Raw genomic sequence first — 22,210 nt, forward strand, 5'->3', positions numbered from 1 at the left:
GTCCGGGCCCGCGTCAGCCGCGACGGCGGCGGGCCTGCCACAGCGCGGCACCGCCCAGCACCACGACGGCGGCGATCCCGGCGATCAGACCGACCGAGGGGCCGCCGTCGCCCCCCTTGTCACCGTCGGCCTGACCTGCCTGGTCCTTCTTCGACGTGCCGTCGCCGGAGACCTGGTCGCCGCAGCCCGACTTCGGGTAGCCGGAGATGGCGCAGAGCAGGGCGTTGCTGTCGTAGCGCAGCGGCTTGGCGACCGCGGCGAGGGCCTCGGCGCTGGTGGCGTCCTCGGCGACCTGCGCGCAGGCCGTGCGCGCGGCGGGCGGCCGCTCGCCCTTGGGCGCGTCCTCGGCCAGGCCGAAGTCGATGACCAGGGCGACCCGCTTGCGGCCGTCCTTGGCGGGCCTGTCGGCGCAGATGTCCTCGAAGCCGGCCGCGCCGCGCGGCTTCGCCGAGTCCTTGGTGTCCTCGGAGACCGAGAAGCGGAAGCCTTGTACGTCGCCGTCGTCGGGCTTCGCGGTACCCGGGCCCTGGGTGGCGTAGGTCCAGCTGTCGCCGGAACGCTCCCAGAACGACCAGTAGCGGTAGCCGGCGGCCTGGGCGGGCGCGGCGGCGAGGACGCCGAGGGTGCAGAGCAGCGTGGCGAGGAACGCCACGACCGCCCGGTGCCCGCGCCGCGCACGGCCCGCGGTCACGGCTGCTTCTTCTTGCGGTTGCCGCTGTAGAGGAAGCCGATGCCGATGCCGGCGACCATGCCGACGCCGATGATCCACCAGACGCTGACGCCGCCGCCGTCGTCCTTCTTCTCCTCGTCCGAGTCGGCGGACGGGGACTTCGACGCGGTCTCCGGCGCCGGGCCCGTGGCGTTCAGCTGCTTGACGAGGTCGGCGCCGCCGAAGTCACGGGCGTCCATCCCGGCCGCGTTGGCGGCGAAGACCAGCTGCGAGTAGGCGGCGGGACCGGACTGCTTGGCCCAGTCCGCGGAGTTCTTCGAGAGCCACTCGGCGGACTTCTTCGCCTGGTCCTTCTCACCTGCGGCGGCGAGCGCGAGCACCGCGTCGGCGGTGTTGCCGAAGTCGGGCTGGTCGTCGGCGCCCGGCATCGAGGACATCAGGTGGTCGTCGGTCTTGCCGAGGGTGTCGAGGAGATAGCCGACGCCGTTGCTCGCGGCCTGCGTCACGTTCTCGGGCTTCGCGCACTTGGGGTTCGTGGGCTGGCCCTTCTTGGGCTGCGACACCACGAGACCCTTGCCGAGGCCGCCCAGCACACCGGCGGCGGTGGCGTCGGCGTTCGGCGAGAGCTTGCCGGACTTGGGGTCGGCGAGACCGAAGGCGCCGCCGTCCTTGCCGCAGTCCATGGCGAGCTCGGGCAGCGCGTCGTAGGCGGACTTGCCGTCCTTGGACTTCACGTCCGCGGGGTTCTCACCCGCCGAGACGAGGGCGCCGATCACGATGCCGGTGGAGTTGGCGTCGGTGGGCAGGCCCGGGTTGTAGCCCCAGCCCCCGTCCGTGTTCTGTACGGACTTCAGCCACTCGACGCTCTTGCCGACCGTCTTCTTCTCGCCGCCGAGCGCGGCGAGCGCCTGCACGGCGGCCGCGGTGGAGTTGCTGTCGACCATGGTCTTGGAGTCGCACGGCGCGCTCGCGTCCGCGCGGTAGGCCGCGTAACCGCCGCTCGCGCACTGCTGCCCGGTCAGCCAGTCGACGGCCTTCGCGGCGGGCTTGACGCCCTCCGTGTGCTGGGCGAGCAGGGCGTACGACTGCCGGAAGACGCCGTCGAACTTGGGGTCGCTCTTGCCGTAGAGGCCCGAGGGGAGCGCGGTGGAGGGCGACGGCTTCGCGTCGTCCGCGAAAGCGGCCGGTGCGGCGGCGGAGCCGAACACGGCTACGGCGGCGGCCAGGACCGCTGCGCTGTGGCGAACGTTCATGATGCGGCGGGTTGCCTCTCCCTGCGGGGAGCGGGGCGGCACGGACCGTTGCGAGCACGGCTTCCGGGCGGCTCCGGCTCCGTATACCTCGACGGTGCCGCTCATCGGGGGGTCCGATGAAGCGAGCCGGTCACGTTCCGCACCGGGCATTCCGGCTCTCCGCCAAGGCGGTCATACGGCTGCGGGTCAGCGCCGGATTCGCACCGGCTTCCCCCTGTACGGGCGTGAGGACGACTCGCCCACTCTACCGGCCCGTACGGGGCGGGGCCGGGCGGCGGGGGCGGCGCACCGGCCGCCCCGGGGTGTCACACCGCCACGTAGGTGACCGGGTCGCCGCCGGGCACGACCTCGGCGCGGCCCAGCTTCACCAGGCGCCGCACATGGGCCTCCGCTTCCGACACCGCGATGTTGCGCGAGCCGTAGGGGATGTCGGCCCAGGGCCGGTTCCACTCCATCCGCTCGGCGAGCTGCCAGGCGGTGCGGGGTTCGGCGAGCAGGGCGTGCAGTCCGGTCAGGCGCTCCTCGTGGTGGGCGATGAGCGCGCCGACGCGGGCGGGGGCGTCGGTGAAGGCGTGCTGGTGGGCGGGGAGGATCTCGGCCGGGTCGAGGCGGGCGACCCGCTCCAGGGAGTCGAGGTAGTCGCCGAGGGGATCGGTGACCGTGGCGTCGTCGGGGTCCTCGTACAGGCCGATGTGCGGGCTGATGCCGGGCAGCAGGTGGTCGCCGGAGAAGAGGCGGCCGTTGCCCCGCAGCCGGGCGGGGTGGTCCTCCTCCAGGTGCAGGCAGACGTGGCCGGGGGTGTGGCCAGGGGTCCAGATCGCGCGCAGCCTGCGGCCCGCGAGGTCGAGGAGCTCGCCGGGGGCGATGTCGCGGTCGGGCAGCGCGGGGTCGAGTCCCGGCAGTTTCCTGGGGCGGCCCTCCTCGGCGGCGCGGACCAGCGGGGCGACGTGCTCGGCGGGCGCGCCGGCCGCCGTCAGCTTGGCGGCCATGTAGGCGTACCAGCGGCCGGGCGGGTTGGCGCGGGTGCGGCGCACCACGGAGGCGTCGGCCGCGTGCATCGCGATCCACGCGCCCGATGCGTCGCGGACCTTCGCGGACAGACCGTGGTGGTCGGGGTGGTGGTGGGTGATGACCACGCCGTGCACGTCCCCGACGGCGACGCCGCACCGGGCGAGTCCCGCGGTCAGGGTGTCCCAGGACGTGGGGTCGTCCCAGCCGGTGTCGACGAGGACCGGGCCGCGGTCGGTCGCCAGGAGGTGGACGAGGGTGAAGCCGAGGGGGTTGTCGGGGATCGGGACCTTGATGCTCCAGACGCCGCCGCCGTGCTCGATCACCGGCGGGTCGGTCACCTGCGGGGTCATGGGGCCTCGTCTCTGTCGCCGGGTGCCGCGTCTCTCGTCGCCGGGTGCCGCCACTATAACTAGAACTAGTTTCAATGGTCGCCCAAGTCGACCGAATCGGCGGCCGGTTGCGCGTCCGGTCCGTGGACTCCTCCAACTAGAACTGGTATCAGTTCTGAAACGGTGTCAGAAAGCGCTCCGCAGGAGGCAGTCAGCCATGACCGAGCTCGTGGAACACGGACAGCTGTTCATCGGCGGGGAGTTGGTGGACCCGCTCGGCAAGGGCGTCATCGACGTCGTCTCCCCGCACACCGGAAAGGTCTTCGCCCGCGTGCCGCACGCGGCCCCCGCCGACGTGGACCGCGCCGTCGCCACCGCCCGCCGGGCGTTCGACGACGGGCCCTGGCCGCGCATGACCCTGGACGAACGGATCGCGGTCGTCACCCGGATCAAGGACGGGATCGCCGTACGCCACGAGGAGATCGCCCGGGTCATCAGCACGGAGAACGGCACCCCGTACACCTCCAGCGTGATGGTGCAGGCGCTCGCCGCGATGATGGCGTGGGACGCGGCCCTCACCGTCGCCCGCGACTTCACCTACGAGGAGGCGCGCGACGGAGTCCTCGGCAAACTGCTCGTGCGGCGCCAGCCGGTGGGCGTGGTCGCCGCCGTCGTGCCCTGGAACGTCCCGCAGTTCACCGCCGCCGCCAAGCTCGCCCCCGCGCTGCTCGCGGGCTGCCCGGTGATCCTCAAGACCTCGCCGGAGGCGCCCCTCGACGCCTACATCCTCGCCGAGATAGCCGCCGACGCCGGGCTGCCGCCTGGCGTGCTCTCCGTCATCTCCGCGGACCGCGAGGTCAGCGAGTACCTCGTCGCGCACCCCGGCGTCGACAAGATCTCCTTCACCGGATCCGTCGGCGCGGGCAAGCGCGTCATGGAGGTCGCGGCCCGCAACCTCACCCGCGTCACCCTCGAACTCGGCGGCAAGTCCGCCGCGATCGTGCTGCCCGACGCCGACGCGGCGACCGCCGTCGCGGGCATCGCGCCCTTCGCCTGGATGATCAACGGCCAGGCGTGCGTGGCCCAGACCCGTATCCTCGTGCCGCGCACCCGCTACGACGAGTTCGCCGAGGCGTTCGCCGCCGCAGCGTCAGGCCTCAAGGTCGGCGATCCGCTCGACCCCGCCACCGAACTCGGCCCGCTCGTCGCCGAACGGCAGCAGCGGCGCTCCCTCGACTACATCCGCATCGGCCAGGAGGAGGGCGCCAAGATCCTCGCGGGCGGCGGCCGCCCCGCCGGGCTCGACCAGGGCTGGTACGTCGAGCCGACGCTCTTCGGCGGCGTCGACAACTCCATGCGCATCGCCCGCGAGGAGATCTTCGGCCCGGTCATCTGCCTGCTGCCGTACGGCGAACAGGACGAGGCCGTGCGGATCGCCAACGACTCCGACTACGGGCTCAGCGGCAGCGTCTGGACGGCCGACGTCGAACGCGGCATCGACGTCGCACGGCAGGTGCGCACCGGGACGTACTCCGTGAACACCTTCAGCCTCGACATGCTCGGCCCCTTCGGCGGCTTCAAGAACTCCGGCATCGGGCGGGAGTTCGGGCCCGAGGGGTACGCCGAGTACTTCGAGCACCAGATGATCCATCTCCCCGCGGGCTACGAGGGGAGCGGTGCCTGATGGGTGACCGCTGGCACGTCGAGGTCGACCGGTCGGTCTGCATCGGATCGGGGATGTGCGTGGGCACCGCGCCCGGCGGCTTCACCCTCGACAGCGCCCGCCAGTCCCACCCCGCCCACCCCGAGACCGACGCCAACGAACAGGTCCTGGAGGCCGCGGAGGGCTGCCCCGTCGAGGCGATCACGATCACCCTCGCCGACAGCGGAGAGGTGGTCTTCCCGCCCGAGGACTAGGGCCTTTCGTTTGGATCAGGCCGGGCTCGCGGGGTCTGGCCTGATCCAAACGAAAGACCTAGGTCAGGCGCCGTCACACCTCAACCACCGGCTGCCCGTGCCGCGTCCTCACCGATGCGCCGCGGGCATCGCCATGTGGCGGAGGCCTGGATATCCTGTGCACTCGAACAAGGGCGAACGGGACTTTACGCGTGCGTTCCGCACGGTGATCTGATGACAGCCGTTACTGTTCCGCCCCTTTGCGTCCTGGAAATCTCTCTGCCACGCCGAGCAGAGAGGGGACACCATGGACAAGCGGTACGAGGTCTACTGTCTTGCCGACAGATTCTTCTACGAGACCCCGGACCGGCTGCCGTCCACGGGCACCCGAAGCGCTGCCCGCGAGTTCCCCACCTCCCGCCGCCCGGTCCCGGAGGGCTGGCGCTCCGGACGCTCCGGCGACTGGCTCTCCTTCGTCCCGCTGGACGACGCGGGGAAACCGCTCCCCACGCCCCAGCAGGGCTGGAAGATCCACGTCTCCGCCACCCTGGAGAACGCCGACAAGATCGCGGCCCTCGTGTGGGACCACTGCGTGCCGCGCTCGGTCCCCTTCAAGTTCGTGCCGGCCACTCACTTGCTGCACCTGCGCAACAGCAAGTACGCGGGCCGCGACATGAGCGGCAAGTTCGCCACCGTCTACCCGGCCGACGACGCCCAGCTCCACGAGCTGCTCACCGCGTTGGGAAAGCTTCTCGAAGGGTTCGAAGGGCCGTACATCCTCACCGACCTGCGCTGGGAGCAGGGCCCGCTGTACGTCAGGTACGGCGCCTTCACCCGCCGCATGTGCGACGACGGCAAGGGCACCCTCGTGCCCGCCGTGGAGAACGCCGAAGGCCAGCTGGTGCCGGACGACCGCGGCCCCGCCTTCAAGGTCCCCGAGTGGGTCAAGCTGCCCGACTTCCTCGAACCGGCGCTCGCCGCGCGCAACACGACGACCGTCGGCGACCTGCCGTACCGCATCGAGAAGGCGCTGCACTTCTCCAACGGCGGCGGGGTCTACGCGGGCACCGACACCCGCGACGGCCGCAAGGTCGTCCTCAAGGAGGGCCGCCCGCACGCGGGCCTCGCCTCCGACGGCGCCGACGCCGTGGCCCGCCTCGAACGCGAGAAGGACGCCCTGGAGAAGCTCTCCGGACTCGGCGTCGCACCCGAGGTGCGCGACTGGTTCCTCCTCGGCGAACACCGCTTCCTCGTCATGGACTTCCTGGAGGGCTCGACCCTCAACTCGTTCTTCGCGCACCGGCACCCGCTGTGCACCAGCGAGCCCGACGCCGCCGACATATCGGAGTACACGGCCTGGGCGCTGCGCATGCACCGGGCCGTCGAGGAAGCCGTGGCCGCCGTGCACGAACGGGGCGTCGTCTTCAACGACCTGCACCTGTTCAACATCATGGTCGCGCCCGACGAAAGCACCGTCTCCCTCCTCGACTTCGAGGCCGCGGCGGCGATCGGCGACCAGGGCCGCCAGATCGTCGCGCACCCCGGCTTCCTCGCCCCGCCGGACCGCACCGGCGCCGACGTCGACCGCTACGCGCTCGCCTGTCTGCGGCTCGCCCTCTTCCTGCCGATCACCACACTGCTCTCCATCGACCGGGACAAGGCCGCGCACTTCGCGCAGGTGATCGCCGCCGAATTCCCGGACGTGCCACAGGAGTTCCTGGCCGAGGCCGTGGCCGAGATCCAGCACGGCCCGGCGGGCCGGGACGGCGGGGACGAGCGGGCGCCGGTCCGCGGAGCGGGAGACACGGAGGCCCCCGAGCAGGGCCTTGTGGAGGGGGGCGGGACCGGCGCCGCCAGGACCGCGGCGCGCACGGCCGCACCCCTGGTCGACCCGGCCGACTGGCCCCGCAGCCGCGACTCGATGGTCGAGGCCATCCTCGCCTCCGCCACCCCGGAGCGCGACGACCGGCTCTTCCCCGGCGACATCTCGCAGTTCGCCGAGGGCGGCGGGCTCGGCCTCGCACACGGCGCGGCCGGAGTGCTGCTCGCCCTCGCCGAGAGCGGCGCGCCCCGGTACGAGGAGGGCGAACGCTGGCTCCTCAAGCACACCGAACCCGCCCCGGCCGGGACCCCGTTGGGACTCCACGACGGTCTCGCGGGCATCGCCCACGTACTCGACAGGCTCGGGCACCGCGACCGCGCGCTCGACCTGGCGGAGCTCATCCTCCAGGAACGCTGGCAGCGGCTCCCCTCCGACCTGTACGGCGGCCTCGCCGGCCTCGGCCTGGCCCTCGACTCCCTCGCGGAGAGCACCGGCGAGCGCACCCTCGGCCAGTACGCGCTGCGCGCCGCCGAACTGCTCGGCGAACGCCTCACCGCCGAGGAACCGGCGGGCGGCGCCCGGCGCAGGGCAGGACTGCTGCGCGGCGCCACCGGGCCCGCCCTGCTCTTCATCCGGCTGTACGAGCGCAATGGTGACCCGGCGCTCCTCGACCTCGCGGCCCGCGCCCTGCGCGCCGACCTCGACCAGTGCGTGGCCCAGAAGCGCGACGGCAGCCTCGCCGTCAACGAGGGATGGCGCACCATGCCCTACCTCGGCGACGGCAGCGTCGGCATCGGCATGGTCATCGACGACTACCTCGCGCACCGCGACGACGAGCGGTTCGAGGCGGCCAGGCCCGGCATCCTGGCCGCGGCGAGCTCACGCTTCTGCGTGCAGCCCGGACTGTTCCAGGGCCGCGCGGGACTGCTCCTGCACGTCAACCGCAGCACCGCGCCGGGCATCACGCCCGAGGACGTGGCCGCGCAGATCGAGGAGCTCGGCTGGTTCTCGATGTCGTACGAAGGCCAACTCGCCTTCCCCGGCAACCAGATGCTGCGCCTTTCGATGGACCTCAACACCGGGACGGCGGGCTGCCTCCTGGCGCTCGCCACCGCGCTCGGCGACACCGGAGCGCACGTCCCCTTCCTGCCGCCGATCCGGCGGCCCCAGAGCCGGTCCCGCGACACCGCGGGGTCGTGACACCGCCCATAGGGAACTCACAAATCCCCCGAGAGAGAGGGAAGTTCATGGCACTTCTCGACCTGCAGAGCATGGAGTCCGACGAGATGCACGGTGGCGGCGGCGGTGGCGGCGGCAGCGTGGCCAGCCTCCTGCTGTGCTGGAGCGACGCGAGCATCGTCCTGTGTCTCTGATCTGACGGTTGACCGCGCCTGACCGGCACGGTACCGAAGGCCCGGACGGAACCCTGCGAGGGGCCCGTCCGGGCCGACCGTTTTCGCGCCCGCCGCGCCACCGGCACGGCGGCCGCGGGCACGGCGCGAGCTCCACGGACGACGAACGAGACCGGCGCGACGAAGGCGACGAGGACCCGGACCGCATGGCGACGACCACCCCCCGTCCGCACCAACCCACCCACGAAGCCCGCCTGTTGGGCGCGGCGACCCGGTACAGCGCGGCCCGCTGCGCGGTCCTCGCGCTGTGCGCCCTGGCGAGCGCGGGCGCCGGACTGCTGCTGCCGCTCGCGATCGGCCGCGCCCTGGACGCCGTGCTGACCGGCCATCTCACCGGCGCCGGTGACGCCGACGCCACCCGCTGGGTCACCGCCTGCGCCGCCCTGATCGCCGCGAGCGCCCTCCTCGACGCCCTCGACGGCGTCCTCACCGGCACCACCAACGCCCGCACCACGGCCTGGCTGCGCGGCAGCGTCGTACGCCACGTGCTCTCCGTCGGACCGCGCACCACCGCGCGCTTCGCCCACGGCGACCTGGTGGCGCGCCTCATCGACAACGCGGCGCACGCGGGCATCGCGCCCGCCACCTTCGCCGCGCTCCTCGCCGCCCTGGTCACACCCGTCGGCGCCGTGGTGGCCCTCGCACTCATCGACGGCTGGCTCGCCGCGGTGTTCCTCGTCGGCGGGCCCGTGCTCTTCCTGCTCCTTCGGACCTTCGTGCGGGTCTCCTCCGACTGCGTGGCGCGCTACCAGCGCGTCCAGGGGAACATCGCCGGCCGGCTGAGCGAGGCGATCGGCGGCTCGCGCACCGTCGCGGCCGCGCACACCCAGGACAAGGAGGCGGCCCGCGTCCTGGCCGAGCTGCCCGAACTCGCACGCCAGGGACGGCGGATGTGGCGGGTGCAGGGCCGCTCCCAGGCGCAGGCCGTCGCGGTCGCGCCGCTCCTGCAGATCGCGGTCGCCGCCGTCGCGGGCCTGCTGCTGCTCCGGCACCGCATCTCGGTCGGCGACCTGCTCGCCGCCTCCCGGTACGCGGTCCTCGCCACCGGGATCGGCATGCTCGTCGGCCAGTTGAGCGGCCTGGTCAGGGCCAGGGCGGCCGCCCGGCGCCTCGAAGAAGTCCTCACCGAACCACCGACCGCGTACGGCGATGCGCAACTCCCGCCCGAGGGCGGCCAGTTGGAGCTGCGCGGCGTCACGGCGAGTCGCGGCGGCCGCACCGTCCTTGACGGCGTCGACCTGACGGTGCCCGCGGGCTCCACGCTCGCCGTCGTCGGCCGCTCGGGCGCGGGCAAATCGCTGCTCGCCGCGCTCGCCGGGCGGCTCACCGACCCCGACGGGGGAGAGGTGCGCCTCGACGGCGTCCCGCTGCACACGCTCACCCGCGAGGACCTGCGGCGCGAGGTGGGCTACGCCTTCGAGCGGCCCGCGCTGCTCGGCGCGACCCTGGAGGACACGATCGGCCTCGGCGCCCCGCGCCCCGGGCCCGACCGGATCCGCTCGGCGGCCCGTGCCGCGCGCGCCGACACCTTCATCACCCGCCTCCCGGACGGCTACGCCACGCCCTGCGGGCAGGCGCCGCTCTCCGGCGGTGAGTCCCAACGCCTGGGCCTGGCAAGGGCGTTCGCGCGCGGCGGGCGCCTGCTGATCCTGGACGACGCGATGTCGAGCCTGGACACGGTGACCGAACACCACATCGCCGAGGCCCTGCTCCACCACACCCCGCACCGCAGCCGCCTGATCATCGCCCACCGCGCCGCGACGGCGGCCCGCGCGGACGCGGTGGCCTGGCTGCACGAAGGCCGGATCCGGGCGGTGGGCCGCCACGAGGAACTCTGGGCACGGCCCGAGTACCGGGAGGTGTTCGGCGCGTGAGCCCCACGACTCCTGCCCCTGACTCCGCCCCGACCCCGGCCCCGACTCCTGCCCCGCTCCCCGGTCCCTACCGCCGTGGCGTGCGCTTCCTGTGGCGCAAGTGGCCCGTGGTGCTGCGGCTCGCGCTCTGGTCGGTCCTGGAGACCGGGCAGACGTTCCTCACCGGGTACGCCCTCGCGCGCGCCCTGGACGACGGGTTCCTCGCCGGACACCAGGCGGTCGGCCTCCGGTGGCTCGGCGGCGCCGGACTCGGGGTGGTGGTCGCCGCGTACGGCACGGGCCGGGTGTACCGCGCCGTCGCCGACCTGGTGGAACCGCTGCGGGACTCCCTGGTGCGACAGGTCGTCGGCCGGGGCCTGCACGACGCGGACGGCGCCGCCGTGTCCCGGCTCACCCAGCAGGTGGAGATCGCCAGGGACACCTTCGCGGGCCTCGTCATGGTCTCCCGCTCCTTCGTGTTCACGGCGGCGGGCGCCCTCGTCGGCCTCTTCTCGCTCGCCCCGCTGCTGCTCCTGGTGGTCGCGCCGCCGCTGCTCGCGGGCATCGCGCTGTTCGTCGCGACGCTGCGGCCGCTGGCCAGGCGCCAGGAGGAGTTCCTCGTCGCCGACGAGGAACTGGCCGCCCGGCTCGGCGTGGTCTGCCCCGGGCTGCGGGACGTCGCGGCGGCGGGCGCGGAGGGCGACGTGGCCCGTGACCTGGGCCGGGGCGTCGCCACGGAGTACACGGCGGCCCGCGCGCTGGCCCGCTGGGGCGTGCTGCGCACCGCGGCCCTGGCGATCGGCGGCCAGCTCCCGCTGGTCCTGCTCCTGGCCACGGCCCCCTGGCTCCTGGACAACGGAGTGACCCCCGGCGCGCTGGTGGGCGCCCTCGCCTACGTCACCCAGGCGCTGCTGCCCGCCCTGCACAACCTGGTCCACGGCCTCGGCACCAGCGGCTCCCGCCTGGCGATCGTGCTGCGGCGGCTGATCTGGGCGGGGGCGGGCGACGGCATCGGCGATGTGGCCGACGTGACCGGCGTGACCGGCGTCGTACCAGCTCAGGAGCCCGCCCCCGCCGCCCTGCGGCTCTCCTCCGTGACCTTCGCCTACGGCCCGCACGCCGAGCCCGTGCTGCGGAACCTCGGGCTCAGTGTGGCGCGTGGGGAACACCTGGCCGTGGTGGGGCCCAGCGGCATCGGGAAGTCCACGTTGGCCGGAATTGTTGCCGGGTTGCTCGTGCCGGACGTGGGGGACGTGCGGGTGGAGGGTGCCGGGGTGCGTGGGGAGGGCGCCGTGGGCCGCCGGGTGCTCATCCCGCAGGAGGCCTACGTCTTCACCGGGACGCTCCGGGAGAACCTGGCGTACCTGCGGCCGGGCCCCGTGCCGGACGCCGAACTGGCCGACGCGGCCGAGGCCGTGGGGCTCGCGCCGCTCGTGACGCGGCTCGGCGGCTTCGACGCCGGGGTCGTACCGGGTGAACTGTCCGCGGGTGAGCGCCAGTTGATCGCGCTGACCCGCGCCTATGTCGCGTACGCACCGCTCGCGATCCTCGACGAGGCGACCTGTCACCTCGACCCGGTCGCGGAGGCCCGCGCGGAGCGGGCCTTCGCGGCACGCCCCGGCGGCACCCTCGTGGTGATCGCGCACCGCATCAGCTCGGCCCGCCGTGCCGACCGGGTCCTGGTGATGGACGGGGCGGACGCCCTGTGCGGCCGGCACGACGAGCTGATGGAGCGTTCGCCCCTGTACCGGGACCTCAACGGGGCCGGTGACTGGGGCGAGGGCGGGCGCGGGGACCGGGGCGCTGCCGCCTCAGACCCAGCCCTCGCCCTGCGAGATCCTTATGGCGTCGATCCTGTTCCGCGCACCGGTCTTCCTGGTGATCGCGGCCATGTAGTTGCGCACCGTTCCGTTGGACAGATGGAGACTGTGGGCGATCTCGGCGACCGAGGCGCCCCGGGCGGCGAGTGACAGGACGCTCAACTCCCGCTGGGTGAGCGGCATTTGTGCGGCCTTGAGGAAGCCGAACCCCAGTGACTCGTCGACGAACCGCTGGCCCGCCGCCACCTGTCTGATGCCGGTGATCAGGCGCTCCGGCTGGCTCGCCTTGTTCACGTAGCCGAGCGCGTCCGCCTCCGCGGCGCGGCGCAGCTGGCCGGGCCGGTTGGCGGTGGCGAGCACCAGGACCCGGCAGCCGCGGCCGTGCGCGGACGGCCCCGTCAGCTCGGTGAGCGGGGTGAGGGCGTACGTCGACTCGTCGTCGAGATCCACCACGCAGAGATCGGGTCGTACCGTGCGCTGCCGGCCGTGCGCGTGTGACCACGGCGCATGGAACACCTCCAAGTCAGGCTCCCGGGCGAGACGTTCCGCCAGGGCTAATCGCAGTAGACAGGCGTCGTGCACGAGAAGTACCCGGATCACGCTCTGCCCCTCCAGCTCCCACTCCGGTTGCCCCCTTCAAGGACGCAGACCATTCATAGCGGTGAGTACCCCCCCTCGTGACACTGAGAACTGGCCAAGGGGGTGTTTGGGGGCGCACTTGCCGGGCGACTGTGCGCCCCCCATGTCACGCTCGGGGGGTCGCCGTGAGGTCGATGAGGCGGCAGACCGTCTCGATGTCGATCTTCACCTGGGCGATCGAGGCCCGTCCGGAGAGCCAGGTGATCAGTGCGGAGTGCCAGGTGTGCTCGATCACCCGCACCGCCGAGAGCTGCTGCGCGGTCGGCGCGTCCGTCAGGCCCATCGCGTCCAGGATGATCGCCGTCGTCAGCCGTGAGACGGTGTCGACCTCGGGGCTCACCGAGCGGTCCGCGAAGGTCAGGGCCCGCACCATGGCGTCCGCGAGGTGCGGCTCGCGCTGGAGGGCGCGGAAGGCGCGCATCAGGGTCTCCGCGACCCGCTCGGCGGGGGTCTCACCGGCCGGCGGGCGCTTCCTGATCGTGGTGTGCATGTGCTGGAGCTGGTCCTGCATGGTGGCGACGAGCAGATGCACCTTGGAGGGGAAGTAGCGGTAGAGCGTGCCGAGCGCGACGCCCGCGGCCTCCGCGACCTCGCGCATCTGCACCGCGTCGAACCCGCCCCTGCTGGCCAGTTGGGCGCTCGCGTGCAGGATGCGGCGGCGGCGCGCCTCCTGGCGTTCGGTGAGCGGCGGCGTCGCAGGGCTCCCTGTCTTGGCTTCCGCTGTCATGTGCCGCCCCTCCGAAAACGCCTCCCGAGATCGCACAGCATGGCAGGGAGCCCGTCGTGGCGCGAATCACCTGATCCGGGCCTTACACCTCGCCTACCTGCCGGTAGATTCAGAGCTCGTTCAGCGATCACTCAACGATCAAGTCTGAAACTTGTTCTAGATTACCGTCCCGGCGTAACCTCGCGGACAACTGCAGGAGAAGGGGGCCGAGAGTGACCGCTGAGGCCATGGAGGCGGGCCCCCGGAAGGGCTCCGACACCGAAGGCGGGCGTCCGTTGCGGATCGCTCTCCTGACGTACAAAGGGAACCCGTTCTGCGGGGGGCAGGGCGTCTACGTACGCCACCTCTCGCGCGAGCTCGTCCGGCTCGGGCACAGCGTCGAGGTGATCGGCGCGCAGCCCTATCCGGTGCTCGACGAGGGCGAGGGACTCGAAGGCCTCAAGCTCACCGAGCTGCCGAGCCTGGACCTCTACCGCTCGCCCGACCCCTTCCGCACGCCGGGGCGCGGCGAGTACCGCGACTGGGTGGACGCCCTCGAAGTGGCGACGATGTGGACCGGCGGCTTCCCCGAGCCCGCCACGTTCAGCCTGCGCGCCCGGCGCCATCTGCGCGCCCGACGCGGCGAGTTCGACGTCGTGCACGACAACCAGACCCTGGGATACGGCCTGTTGGGCGACCTCGGCGCCCCCCTGGTCACCACGATCCACCACCCCATCACCGTCGACCGGCAGCTCGAACTGGACGCCGCGCCCGACCTCAAGCGCCGCATGTCGGTGCGCCGCTGGTACGCGTTCACGCGCATGCAGAAGCGCGTCGCGCGCCGGCTGCCCTCGGTACTCACCGTCTCCGGCACCTCGCGCCAGGAGATCATCGACCACCTCGGCGTACGCGAGAGCCGCATCGACGTCGTCCACATCGGCGCCGACACCGACCTCTTCTCGCCCGACCCCTCGGTCGCCGAGGTGCCCGGCCGGATCGTGACGACCTCCAGCGCCGACGTCCCCCTCAAGGGCCTCATCTACCTCGTCGAGGCGCTCGCCAAGATCCGCACCGAGAACCCCGCCGCCCACCTCGTCGTCGTCGGCAAGCGCGCCGAGGACGGCCCGGTCGCCCAGGCCATCGAGAAGCACGGCCTCGCGGGCTCGATCGAGTTCGTCAAGGGCATCACCGACGCCGAACTCGTCGACCTGGTCCGCTCGGCGCAGATCGCCTGCGTGCCCTCCCTGTACGAGGGGTTCTCGCTGCCCGCGGCCGAGGCGATGGCCACCGGCACCCCGCTCCTCGCCACCACCGGCGGCGCGATCCCGGAGGTCGCGGGCCCCGACGGCGAGACCTGCGTCGCGGTGCCGCCCGGCGACCCCGGCGCCCTCGCGGACGGCCTGGCCCGGCTGCTCGGCGACCGGGAGCTGCGCGCCAGGCTCGGCGCGGCGGGGCGTGCGCGGGTGCTCGCCAAGTTCACCTGGGCGCAGGCCGCCAAGGGCACCGCCGACCGCTACCGCGAGGCCATGAGCCGTTCCGCGGCCCAGAATCCCGGCCGCCCCGCGGCCACCCCGACGTACTCCGGGAGCCATCGCTGATGCTGACCGTCGACTTCACCCGCTTCCCGCTCGCCGCCGGCGACCGCGTGCTCGACCTGGGCTGCGGCGCGGGCCGGCACGCCTTCGAGTGCTACCGGCGGGGCGCCCAGGTGGTGGCCCTCGACCAGAACGCCGAGGAGATCCGCGAGGTCGCCAAGTGGTTCGCCGCGATGAAGGAGGCGGGCGAGGCCCCCGCGGGCGCGACGGCCACCGCGATGGAGGGCGACGCGCTCAACCTGCCCTTCCCCGACGCCTCCTTCGACGTCGTGATCATCTCCGAGGTCATGGAGCACATCCCGGACGACAAGGGCGTCCTCGCCGAGATGGTCCGGGTCCTCAAGCCCGGCGGCCGCATCGCCGTCACCGTGCCGCGCTACGGCCCCGAGAAGGTCTGCTGGACGCTCAGCGACGCCTACCACGAGGTCGAGGGCGGCCACATCCGCATCTACAAGGCCGACGAACTCCTCGGCAAGATGCGGGAGTCGGGCCTCAAGCCGTACGGCACCCACCACGCGCACGCGCTGCACTCGCCCTACTGGTGGCTCAAGTGTGCCTTCGGCGTCGACAACGACAAGGCGCTGCCGGTGCGCGCCTACCACAAGCTCCTGGTCTGGGACATCATGAAGAAGCCCCTCGCCACCCGGGTCGCCGAGCAGTTGCTCAACCCCGTGGTCGGCAAGAGCTTCGTGGCGTACGCGACCAAGCCGCACCTGCCCGTCGCCGCCGCGGAGCCCGTGGCGGCCGCCAAGTGACGAGCCCGGAGCGGACCGAACACCTCGTCCTGCCCGGCGTCCTGACGGCCCCTCAGGCCGCGGCGACGGTGCGCGGCATCCTCGCCGTGCAGCGCGAGGACGGCGCCATCCCGTGGTTCCGCGGCCACCATCTCGACCCCTGGGACCACACCGAGGCCGCCATGGCCCTGGACGCCGCGGGGGAGCACGCGGCCGCCGAGCGGGCCTACGACTGGCTCGTACGGCACCAGAACCCGGACGGCTCCTGGTACGCCGCCTACCGCGACGGCGACCCGCACGACGTCACCGACCGGGGCCGCGAGACCAACTTCTGCGCGTACCTCGCCGTCGGCGTCTGGCACCACTACCTCGCCACCGGCGACGAGGCGTTCCTCGACCGCATGTGGCCCGCCGTGGTCGGCGCCGTCGAGTTCGTCCTCGCGCTCCAGCAGCCCGGCGGCCAGATCGGCTGGAAGCGGGAGGCCGACGGCACACCGGTGACCGACGCGCTGCTCACCGGCTCCTCCTCGATCCACCAGGCGCTGCGCTGCGCGCTCGCCCTCGCCGAGCAGCGCGACGAGCCGCAGCCCGACTGGGAGCTGGCGACCGGCGCCCTCGCGCACGCCATCCGCCACCACCCCGAGCGGTTCCTCGACAAGGACCGCTACTCGATGGACTGGTACTACCCGGTCCTGGGCGGCGCGCTGACCGGCGTCGCGGCCAAGGAGCGGATGGCCCAGGGCTGGGACCGCTTCGTGGTGCCGGGCCTCGGGGTGCGGTGTGTCGTCCCGAACCCCTGGGTCACGGGCGGCGAGAGCGCCGAACTCGCCCTGGCGCTCTGGGCGTTGGGCGAGTCCGACCGGGCCCTGGAGATCCTCCAGTCCATCCAGCACCTGCGCGACCCCGCGACGGGCCTCTATTGGACGGGCTACGTCTTCGACGACAAGGCGGTGTGGCCCGAGGAGCTCACCACCTGGACCGCGGGGTCGCTGCTGCTCGCCGTGGCGGCGCTGGGCGGGGACGAGGCGACGTGTGCGGTGTTCTCCGGTGAGCGGCTGCCGGTGGGGCTCGACCCGTCCTGTTGCTGAGGCTTCCCTGCGGGGCAGCTGCGGGTTTGCGGGGGCTGGTCGCGCAGTTCCCCGCGCCCCTGGAGAACTCGCCCCTTCGGGGCTCAGTAGCGGCGCAGGCGGCCCGCTATCGCATGGCCGATGAGCAGGTAGACGATCGCCGCCAGGCCGTAGCCCGCCACGACCCTCGCCCATGCGGCGTCGAACGTGAACAGGTCGTGCGACCAGCCCGCCAGCCAGCGGGCCGTGTCGTGCACGAACTGGACGAGGTCGTTGGCGCGGTTCGCGTCGAGGAGGTACATCAGGATCCACAGGCCGAGGATGAAGGCCAGGACGTCCGCGACGATTGCGACGACCCTCGCTGCCTCGTTGGTGCCACGGGTGTTCCGGGTTCGGGGAGACATGAGGGACGGGTACCGGGCTCCGCCCCGTTGAAACCCGTACGGGCCCGTCCCGGTGGCGGTGCCCGGCGGCCGGGGTGAGGCTGCCGGGAGGACCGCTCATCTCAGGAGGCCGCTGCCGTGCCCGTGCTCAGCCCCGTTTCCGTCCGCCGTGCCGGAGTCTCCCTCACCCTGTGCTGCACGCTCCTCGTGGGCGCGACCGCCTGCAACGACGACGACAAGGACAGCGCGGCGACGCCGACCGGGTCCAGCTCGGCCGAGCAGCAGAAGTTCGCCAAGACCCGCTTCGTGGCCAACGCGGGGCTCGCCGCCGGCGCCGGCTACCAGTGGATCGTGAAGCCGTTCCGTGCGGGGAAGTTCAAGAACGGCGCGGACGGCCGCAAGTTCGCCCTGATCAAGGCCGGTCTCGCGGGCGCCTTCACCTACAACAGGCTGAAGGCCGCGACGAAGAACGCCCAGGGCGACCCGACCCTCGCCAAGGCCGTGGCCCCGCTGACGGCGGGCATCGACGCGCTCAAGGACCTGCCGTCCAAGCTCCGCAAGGGCGACTCGACGGACTCGATCGTGAACTCCTTCGACGGCATCATCAACTCCGTGAAGGACGCGGGCAAGAGCGCGGGCGCGGAGGTCAAGGACAAGGTGCCTTCGGCGGGGGAGCTGGCCAAGGGTTAGGGTCTTTCGTTTGGATCAGGCTGGATCAGGGAGCGGGGTCTGGTGCGTGCGATCGCAAGGCGGAGGAGGGCGGCAACGCGGAGCGTTGGCAACCGACGACAACGCTGCGAGCGTGCGTGCCAGGCCCCGCGAGCCCGGCCTGATCCAAACGAAAGGCCCTAGGGCCTTTCTGGCGGGGCTACGAGTTGAGCTCCGCCATGGTCCGCAGCGTCAGCGGGTCGGGGGAGAGCACCAGGAGGTCGGTGACCGGCCCCTTGCGCCACAGGTCGAGCCGCTCGGCGATGCGCCCGCGCGGCCCGACCAGCGAGATCTCGTCGGCGAAGGCGTCGGGCACCGCGAGCACCGCCTCCTCCTTGCGCCCGGCGAGGAACAGCTCCTGGATGCGCCCCGCCTCCTCCGCGTACCCCATGCGCCCCATCAGATCGGCGTGGAAGTTGCGGGCGGCGTGCCCCATGCCGCCGATGTAGAAGCCGAGCATGGCCTTGACCGGGAGCAGCCCTTCGCGCACGTCGTCGCAGACCTTGGCGCGGACCATCGGGGCGACCAGGAAGTCCTCCCGCAGACCGGTCAGCGACGCTTCGTAGACGTCCGTCCTGGCCGGCGACCAGTACAGCGGCAGCCAGCCGTCCGCGATGCGGGTCGTCTGCGCGATGTTCTTGGGCCCCTCGGCACCGAGCAGGATCGGCAGACCGGCGCGGAGCGGATGCGTGATCGGCTTGAGGGGCTTGCCGAGGCCCGTGCCGTCCTCGCCCCGGTAGGGATGGGCGTGGAAGCGCCCGTCCAGCTCCACGGGGCCCTCGCGGCGCAGGACCTGGCGGATCACCTCGACGTACTCGCGGGTCGCGGTCAGCGGCGACCTGGGGAACGGCCGCCCGTACCAGCCCTCCACCACCTGCGGCCCGGAGAGCCCGAGCCCCAGCATCATCCGGCCGCCGGAGAGGTGGTCGAGGGTGAGGGCGTGCATGGCGGTGGTGACGGGGGAGCGCGCGGCCATCTGTACGACGGCGGTACCGAGCCTGATCCGTGAGGTGTTCGCGGCGATCCAGGTCAGCGGCGTGAAGGCGTCGGACCCCCAGGCCTCCGCCGTCCACACGGAGTCGTATCCGAGCCGCTCGGCCTCCTGGGCGAGCGCGACATGGCCGGGGTCGGGGCCGCGCCCCCAGTACCCGAGTGCGAGCCCGAGCCGCATACACCCTCCCAGTCCCATGTCTGACGTACCGTCAGTTGGCTTCAGGGGGGCGACTGTACGACAACGGCCCCCCGCCCGGAAGGGCGAGGGGCCGTGCTGTCCATCGGGGCGGATCAGCCGCGCTGGATCCCCGTGGTGTCCTGAAGGACGCCGCGACGGCCGTCCTGCGTCTGGGCCACCAGGCCGGGGCCGCGCTGCTCGACGGCCAAGTACCAGGTGCCGGGCGCCAGTTCGGCGATCGGCGTGGGCGAGCCGTCCTCCGCGTACAGCGGACGCGGCACCGGCACGGCGAACCAGAACGGCGAGAAGTCACCGGCGGGCGCCGCCTGCTGCGCGGGCGGCGGGGTCTGCCCGGCCTGCGGCTGCGGCTGGCCGGGCTGGCCGCCGAAGGGCTGACCACCCTGCGGCTGACCGGGCTGGCCGCCGTACGGAGCGCCCTGCTGCGGGGCGCCCGCACCCGGGTAGCCGTAGCCGCCCTGGGGCTGGCCGCCGTAGGGCTGCGGGGTCATCGGGCGCGGGGCGCCCATGAGGGGGGCCTTGAGGGCCGGGACGAGCAGCGTGGCGACCGCACCGGCGGCGAGCACCAGGGCGCCGATCAGGCCGAGGATGAGTCCGACACCGGCGTCCGGGGACTCCCCGCGGGCGCCGAGGGCGTTGAAGTAGAAGCCGTAGGACTGGTCGGTGTCGAAGATCGCACCGAGGGAGCTCCAGGCGGCGGCGATGGTGAAGGCCACACCGATCTGCCCGAGGTCCAGGCCCGCGACCTTGCGCTGCTGCGGCAGCGCGCGGCCGACGACGATGAGTGCCGCACCGATGATGCCGAGCAGGTAGACGCTCATCAGCAGGTTGCCGTTTTCCCAGGCGTTCGGCAGCTTGGAGCTGTCGCCGCCATCGGCGTCAAGGGTGTCGAGGAACGAGGCGATGAAGAGCAACACCGCTGCTCCGATCACCACGCCGTCGCCTCGAGTGAGGGAGCGGAAATTCACTTCAGGTCCTTCGTCAGTCGTCTCGTCAGTGGAGGCGTCGCTGTCGCCGTAGTCGCGGTCGTGTCGCGGTGCGCGAAGCGCGGGGGTGGCCCCTCATCGTATGGAGGACAATATCGTTCGGACGGCCGGGGTGTCTGCTCGGGATAAAGACGTCCACGCTTCGATTACGAGGCCCGCGAAGGCCTACCCGCGGAGGAATCCCACGATTCCGTCAGAGATCCCCTGCGCCGCCTTCTGCCGCCACGCGCCGCTCGTCAGCAGCGCCGCGTCCTTCGCGTCGCGCATGTTGCCGCACTCGATGAACACCTTGGGGACGGTGGAGAGGTTCAGGCCGCCCAGGTCCTTGCGGGTGTCGAGTCCGGTGCCGCCGCCGATGTAGTTGGAGGGCGCGCTGCCGGTGGCGCGCAGGAAGGTGCCCGCGATGCGCTCGCCCAACTCCTTGGAGGGCGCCACGATCGGCGTGGTGTCGGCCGATCCGGCCTTCACCTTCCCCGGCATGATCACGTGGAAGCCGCGGTTCCCTGCGCCCGAGCCGTCGGCGTGGACGGAGACCACCGCGTCGGCGTGGGCCTTGTTGCCGATCTGGGCGCGCTCGTCGACGCACGGGCCCCAGGGGCGGTCGCCGTCCTGGGTGAACTCGACCGTGGCGCCCTGCTTTTCGAGCAGCGTGCGCAGCCGCCGGGAGACGTCCAGGGTGAACTTCGCCTCGGTGTAACCGGCGTTGGTGGAGGTGCCGGTGGTGTCGCACTCCTTGCGGTTCGTCCCGATGTCGACCTGGCGGTTGATCTCGGAGGCGTGCCGGAAGTTGCCGGGGTTGTGGCCGGGGTCGACGACGACGAGCTTGCCCTTCAGGGGCCCGCTCGCGGCGGGCTGCCGGGCGGGCGGCTTCGTAGTCGAATCGTTGTCGTCGGCGCCCTTGCCCTTGCCGTCCTTGTCCTTTTCATCCCCTTCACCGGATGTGCTGCTCCCGGCGGGGGACGGCGAGCCGGGCCCGGACGGCGCGTCCTGCCCGCCGGACGCGCTCGCCGACGCGGGCAGCGATCTCGCGGGCTCGTTCCCGCCGGGTCCGCTGGTCGCCTGGTAGACGAGCCAGCCCGCGAGGCAGGCGGGCACCAGCGCGGCGGCGGTCACCGTCAGCGGACGGCCGAAGCGGCGCTTCGGCGGACGGGCGGGATCGAATTCCGGACCTACGTACGACACGGAAGGGAGCCTATCCGCGGGGCCGGATCCCCGCTTGTGATGGAGCCGGACGAAAACGCGGACGAGGTCAGGTCCCGGCGCCCGTGCGGCGCAGCACGCGCAGCGAGTCCACCGCTGTGACCTCGGTGAACGCGCCGGACTCCAGGGCCCGGAGGTAGACGCGGTACGGAGCCTGTCCGGTCATGATGTCGACCGGGTCGGGGAAGACGTCATGGATGACGAGGAGACCGCCCTCGGCGATGTGCGGAGCCCACCCCTCGTAGTCGCCCGTGGCGTGCTCGTCGGTGTGGCCGCCGTCGATGAACACGAACCCCAGCGGCCCGCCCCATGCCTTCGCCACCTGCGGCGAGCGGCCGACGATCGCGATCACGTGGTCTTCGAGGCCCGCCGCGTGCAGGGTGCGGCGGAAGGTGGGCAGGGTGTCCATCCGGCCGACCTCCGGGTCGACCGTCTCCGGGTCGTGGTACTCCCAGCCGGGCTGCTGCTCCTCGCTGCCGCGGTGGTGGTCCACGGTGATCGCGCTCACCCCCGCGCGGCGGGCCGCGTCGGCGAGCAGGATCGTGGAGCGCCCGCAGTACGTGCCGACTTCGAGCAGCGGCAGCCCGAGGCTCCCCGCCTCCACCGCGGCCGCGTACAGCGCGAGCCCCTCGCCCCGGGGCATGAACCCCTTGGCCCCCTCGAAGGCGGCAAGAATCTCCGACTCGGGCTCGACGGCCACGGTTCCCTCCAGGTCGCAGGCGCGTATGACCGCCCCATGATGCACGGCGCCCCCGTCGGGGTGGTGACGGGGGCGCTGGTAGGGGGCAGGTGCACGACTCCGCGGCGGGCGCGACGAGGGAGGCACGGTGCGGGCGCTTCTAGAGCGCGGGGCTCCGACACGACGGCGTCGCCATGCGGGCGCGACCAGGCACGCCCGGTGCGGACGCTTTCAGGGGCGCGGGGAACTGCGCGACCA

19 protein-coding genes, 1 pseudogene and 1 riboswitch are annotated in these 22,210 nt (G+C 72.7%); of the genes and pseudogenes, 10 read left to right on the plus strand and 10 right to left on the minus strand.

Annotation, left to right across the window (positions count from 1 at the left end; genetic code table 11):
• Window positions 1-13: 13 nt before the first annotated feature.
• From ACIO9J_RS18425 to ACIO9J_RS18435, 3 genes are all read right to left on the minus strand, one after another.
• On the minus strand, window positions 14-691 hold the full coding sequence (locus ACIO9J_RS18425) for an SCO2322 family protein (RefSeq protein ID WP_402000006.1): 678 nt from the start codon (window positions 689-691) through the stop codon (window positions 14-16).
• Complete coding sequence (locus ACIO9J_RS18430; protein ID WP_402000009.1) at window positions 688-1,923, minus strand: prenyltransferase/squalene oxidase repeat-containing protein; 1,236 nt, start codon at window positions 1,921-1,923, stop codon at window positions 688-690. Before ACIO9J_RS18430 ends, ACIO9J_RS18425 begins: the two co-directional genes overlap by 4 nt.
• 123 nt (window positions 1,924-2,046) lie before the next feature.
• Window positions 2,047-2,171: riboswitch (cobalamin riboswitch) on the minus strand.
• A 57-nt stretch (window positions 2,172-2,228) separates the two neighbouring features.
• Window positions 2,229-3,284: an MBL fold metallo-hydrolase gene (locus ACIO9J_RS18435; protein WP_402000012.1), complete on the minus strand. Its 1,056-nt coding sequence runs from the start codon at window positions 3,282-3,284 to the stop codon at window positions 2,229-2,231.
• A 196-nt stretch (window positions 3,285-3,480) separates the two neighbouring features.
• On the opposite strand from ACIO9J_RS18435, the gene ACIO9J_RS18440 reads away from it, so the two are divergent.
• The 6 genes and pseudogenes from ACIO9J_RS18440 to ACIO9J_RS18465 all read left to right on the plus strand — a co-directional run.
• A complete protein-coding gene (locus ACIO9J_RS18440) occupies window positions 3,481-4,947 on the plus strand; it encodes an aldehyde dehydrogenase (protein WP_402000015.1) in 1,467 nt (488 codons plus the stop codon).
• On the plus strand, window positions 4,947-5,180 hold the full coding sequence (locus ACIO9J_RS18445) for a ferredoxin (RefSeq protein ID WP_402000018.1): 234 nt from the start codon (window positions 4,947-4,949) through the stop codon (window positions 5,178-5,180). Before ACIO9J_RS18440 ends, ACIO9J_RS18445 begins: the two co-directional genes overlap by 1 nt.
• Window positions 5,181-5,466: 286 nt before the next feature.
• Window positions 5,467-8,181 (plus strand): class III lanthionine synthetase LanKC, encoded by a 2,715-nt coding sequence (gene lanKC, locus ACIO9J_RS18450; protein WP_402000021.1) that lies wholly within the window; start codon window positions 5,467-5,469, stop codon window positions 8,179-8,181.
• A gap of 47 nt (window positions 8,182-8,228) precedes the next feature.
• Window positions 8,229-8,354, plus strand: a complete 126-nt coding sequence (locus ACIO9J_RS18455) for a SapB/AmfS family lanthipeptide (protein WP_402000024.1) — start codon at window positions 8,229-8,231, stop codon at window positions 8,352-8,354.
• 185 nt (window positions 8,355-8,539) lie between these two features.
• Window positions 8,540-10,267, plus strand: a complete 1,728-nt coding sequence (locus ACIO9J_RS18460; protein ID WP_402000027.1) for an ABC transporter ATP-binding protein — start codon at window positions 8,540-8,542, stop codon at window positions 10,265-10,267.
• Window positions 10,268-10,704: 437 nt separating this feature from the next.
• Window positions 10,705-11,796 (plus strand): annotated as a pseudogene (locus tag ACIO9J_RS18465) (ATP-binding cassette domain-containing protein); the annotation flags it as partial.
• Window positions 11,797-12,057: 261 nt separating this feature from the next.
• Here the strand turns inward: ACIO9J_RS18465 and ACIO9J_RS18470 are convergent.
• Window positions 12,058-12,666 carry a DNA-binding response regulator gene (locus ACIO9J_RS18470; protein ID WP_402000030.1) on the minus strand — a complete coding sequence of 203 codons (609 nt, stop codon included), beginning with the start codon at window positions 12,664-12,666 and terminating at the stop codon, window positions 12,058-12,060.
• A 145-nt stretch (window positions 12,667-12,811) separates the two neighbouring features.
• Window positions 12,812-13,432, minus strand: a complete 621-nt coding sequence (locus ACIO9J_RS18475) for a TetR family transcriptional regulator (RefSeq protein WP_402000033.1) — start codon at window positions 13,430-13,432, stop codon at window positions 12,812-12,814.
• Window positions 13,433-13,644: 212 nt separating this feature from the next.
• Here ACIO9J_RS18475 and ACIO9J_RS18480 point away from each other — a divergent pair, with 212 nt between their 5' ends.
• From ACIO9J_RS18480 to ACIO9J_RS18490, 3 genes are read left to right on the plus strand one after another with little or no spacing between them, the layout of a single operon-like run.
• On the plus strand, window positions 13,645-15,009 hold the full coding sequence (locus tag ACIO9J_RS18480) for a glycosyltransferase family 4 protein (protein ID WP_402000036.1): 1,365 nt from the start codon (window positions 13,645-13,647) through the stop codon (window positions 15,007-15,009).
• Window positions 15,009-15,761: a class I SAM-dependent methyltransferase gene (locus tag ACIO9J_RS18485; protein ID WP_402000039.1), complete on the plus strand. Its 753-nt coding sequence runs from the start codon at window positions 15,009-15,011 to the stop codon at window positions 15,759-15,761. Before ACIO9J_RS18480 ends, ACIO9J_RS18485 begins: the two co-directional genes overlap by 1 nt.
• Window positions 15,758-16,828, plus strand: coding sequence for a prenyltransferase/squalene oxidase repeat-containing protein (locus ACIO9J_RS18490; protein ID WP_402000041.1), 1,071 nt, complete (start codon window positions 15,758-15,760; stop codon window positions 16,826-16,828). Before ACIO9J_RS18485 ends, ACIO9J_RS18490 begins: the two co-directional genes overlap by 4 nt.
• An 83-nt stretch (window positions 16,829-16,911) precedes the next feature.
• Here the strand turns inward: ACIO9J_RS18490 and ACIO9J_RS18495 are convergent, their stop codons facing one another.
• Complete coding sequence (locus ACIO9J_RS18495; protein ID WP_402000044.1) at window positions 16,912-17,211, minus strand: hypothetical protein; 300 nt, start codon at window positions 17,209-17,211, stop codon at window positions 16,912-16,914.
• 123 nt (window positions 17,212-17,334) lie between these two features.
• Between ACIO9J_RS18495 and ACIO9J_RS18500 the strand changes: the two genes are divergently transcribed.
• Window positions 17,335-17,880: a hypothetical protein gene (locus ACIO9J_RS18500; protein ID WP_402001089.1), complete on the plus strand. Its 546-nt coding sequence runs from the start codon at window positions 17,335-17,337 to the stop codon at window positions 17,878-17,880.
• A 178-nt stretch (window positions 17,881-18,058) separates the two neighbouring features.
• Here ACIO9J_RS18500 and ACIO9J_RS18505 read toward each other — a convergent pair whose 3' ends face one another.
• From ACIO9J_RS18505 to ACIO9J_RS18520, 4 genes are all read right to left on the minus strand, one after another.
• Window positions 18,059-19,069 carry an LLM class F420-dependent oxidoreductase gene (locus ACIO9J_RS18505; RefSeq protein ID WP_402000047.1) on the minus strand — a complete coding sequence of 337 codons (1,011 nt, stop codon included), beginning with the start codon at window positions 19,067-19,069 and terminating at the stop codon, window positions 18,059-18,061.
• A 113-nt stretch (window positions 19,070-19,182) separates the two neighbouring features.
• Window positions 19,183-20,055: a hypothetical protein gene (locus ACIO9J_RS18510; RefSeq protein WP_402000050.1), complete on the minus strand. Its 873-nt coding sequence runs from the start codon at window positions 20,053-20,055 to the stop codon at window positions 19,183-19,185.
• Window positions 20,056-20,238: 183 nt separating this feature from the next.
• The gene (locus ACIO9J_RS18515) at window positions 20,239-21,255 is read right to left on the minus strand and encodes an N-acetylmuramoyl-L-alanine amidase (protein ID WP_402000053.1); all 1,017 of its coding nucleotides are present in this window, start codon (window positions 21,253-21,255) and stop codon (window positions 20,239-20,241) included.
• 67 nt (window positions 21,256-21,322) lie between these two features.
• Complete coding sequence (locus ACIO9J_RS18520; protein WP_402001092.1) at window positions 21,323-21,916, minus strand: class I SAM-dependent methyltransferase; 594 nt, start codon at window positions 21,914-21,916, stop codon at window positions 21,323-21,325.
• Window positions 21,917-22,210: the final 294 nt, after the last annotated feature.

This window comes from Streptomyces sp. NPDC087300 (assembly GCF_044744425.1).
Taxonomy (GTDB): Bacteria; Actinomycetota; Actinomycetes; order Streptomycetales; family Streptomycetaceae; genus Streptomyces.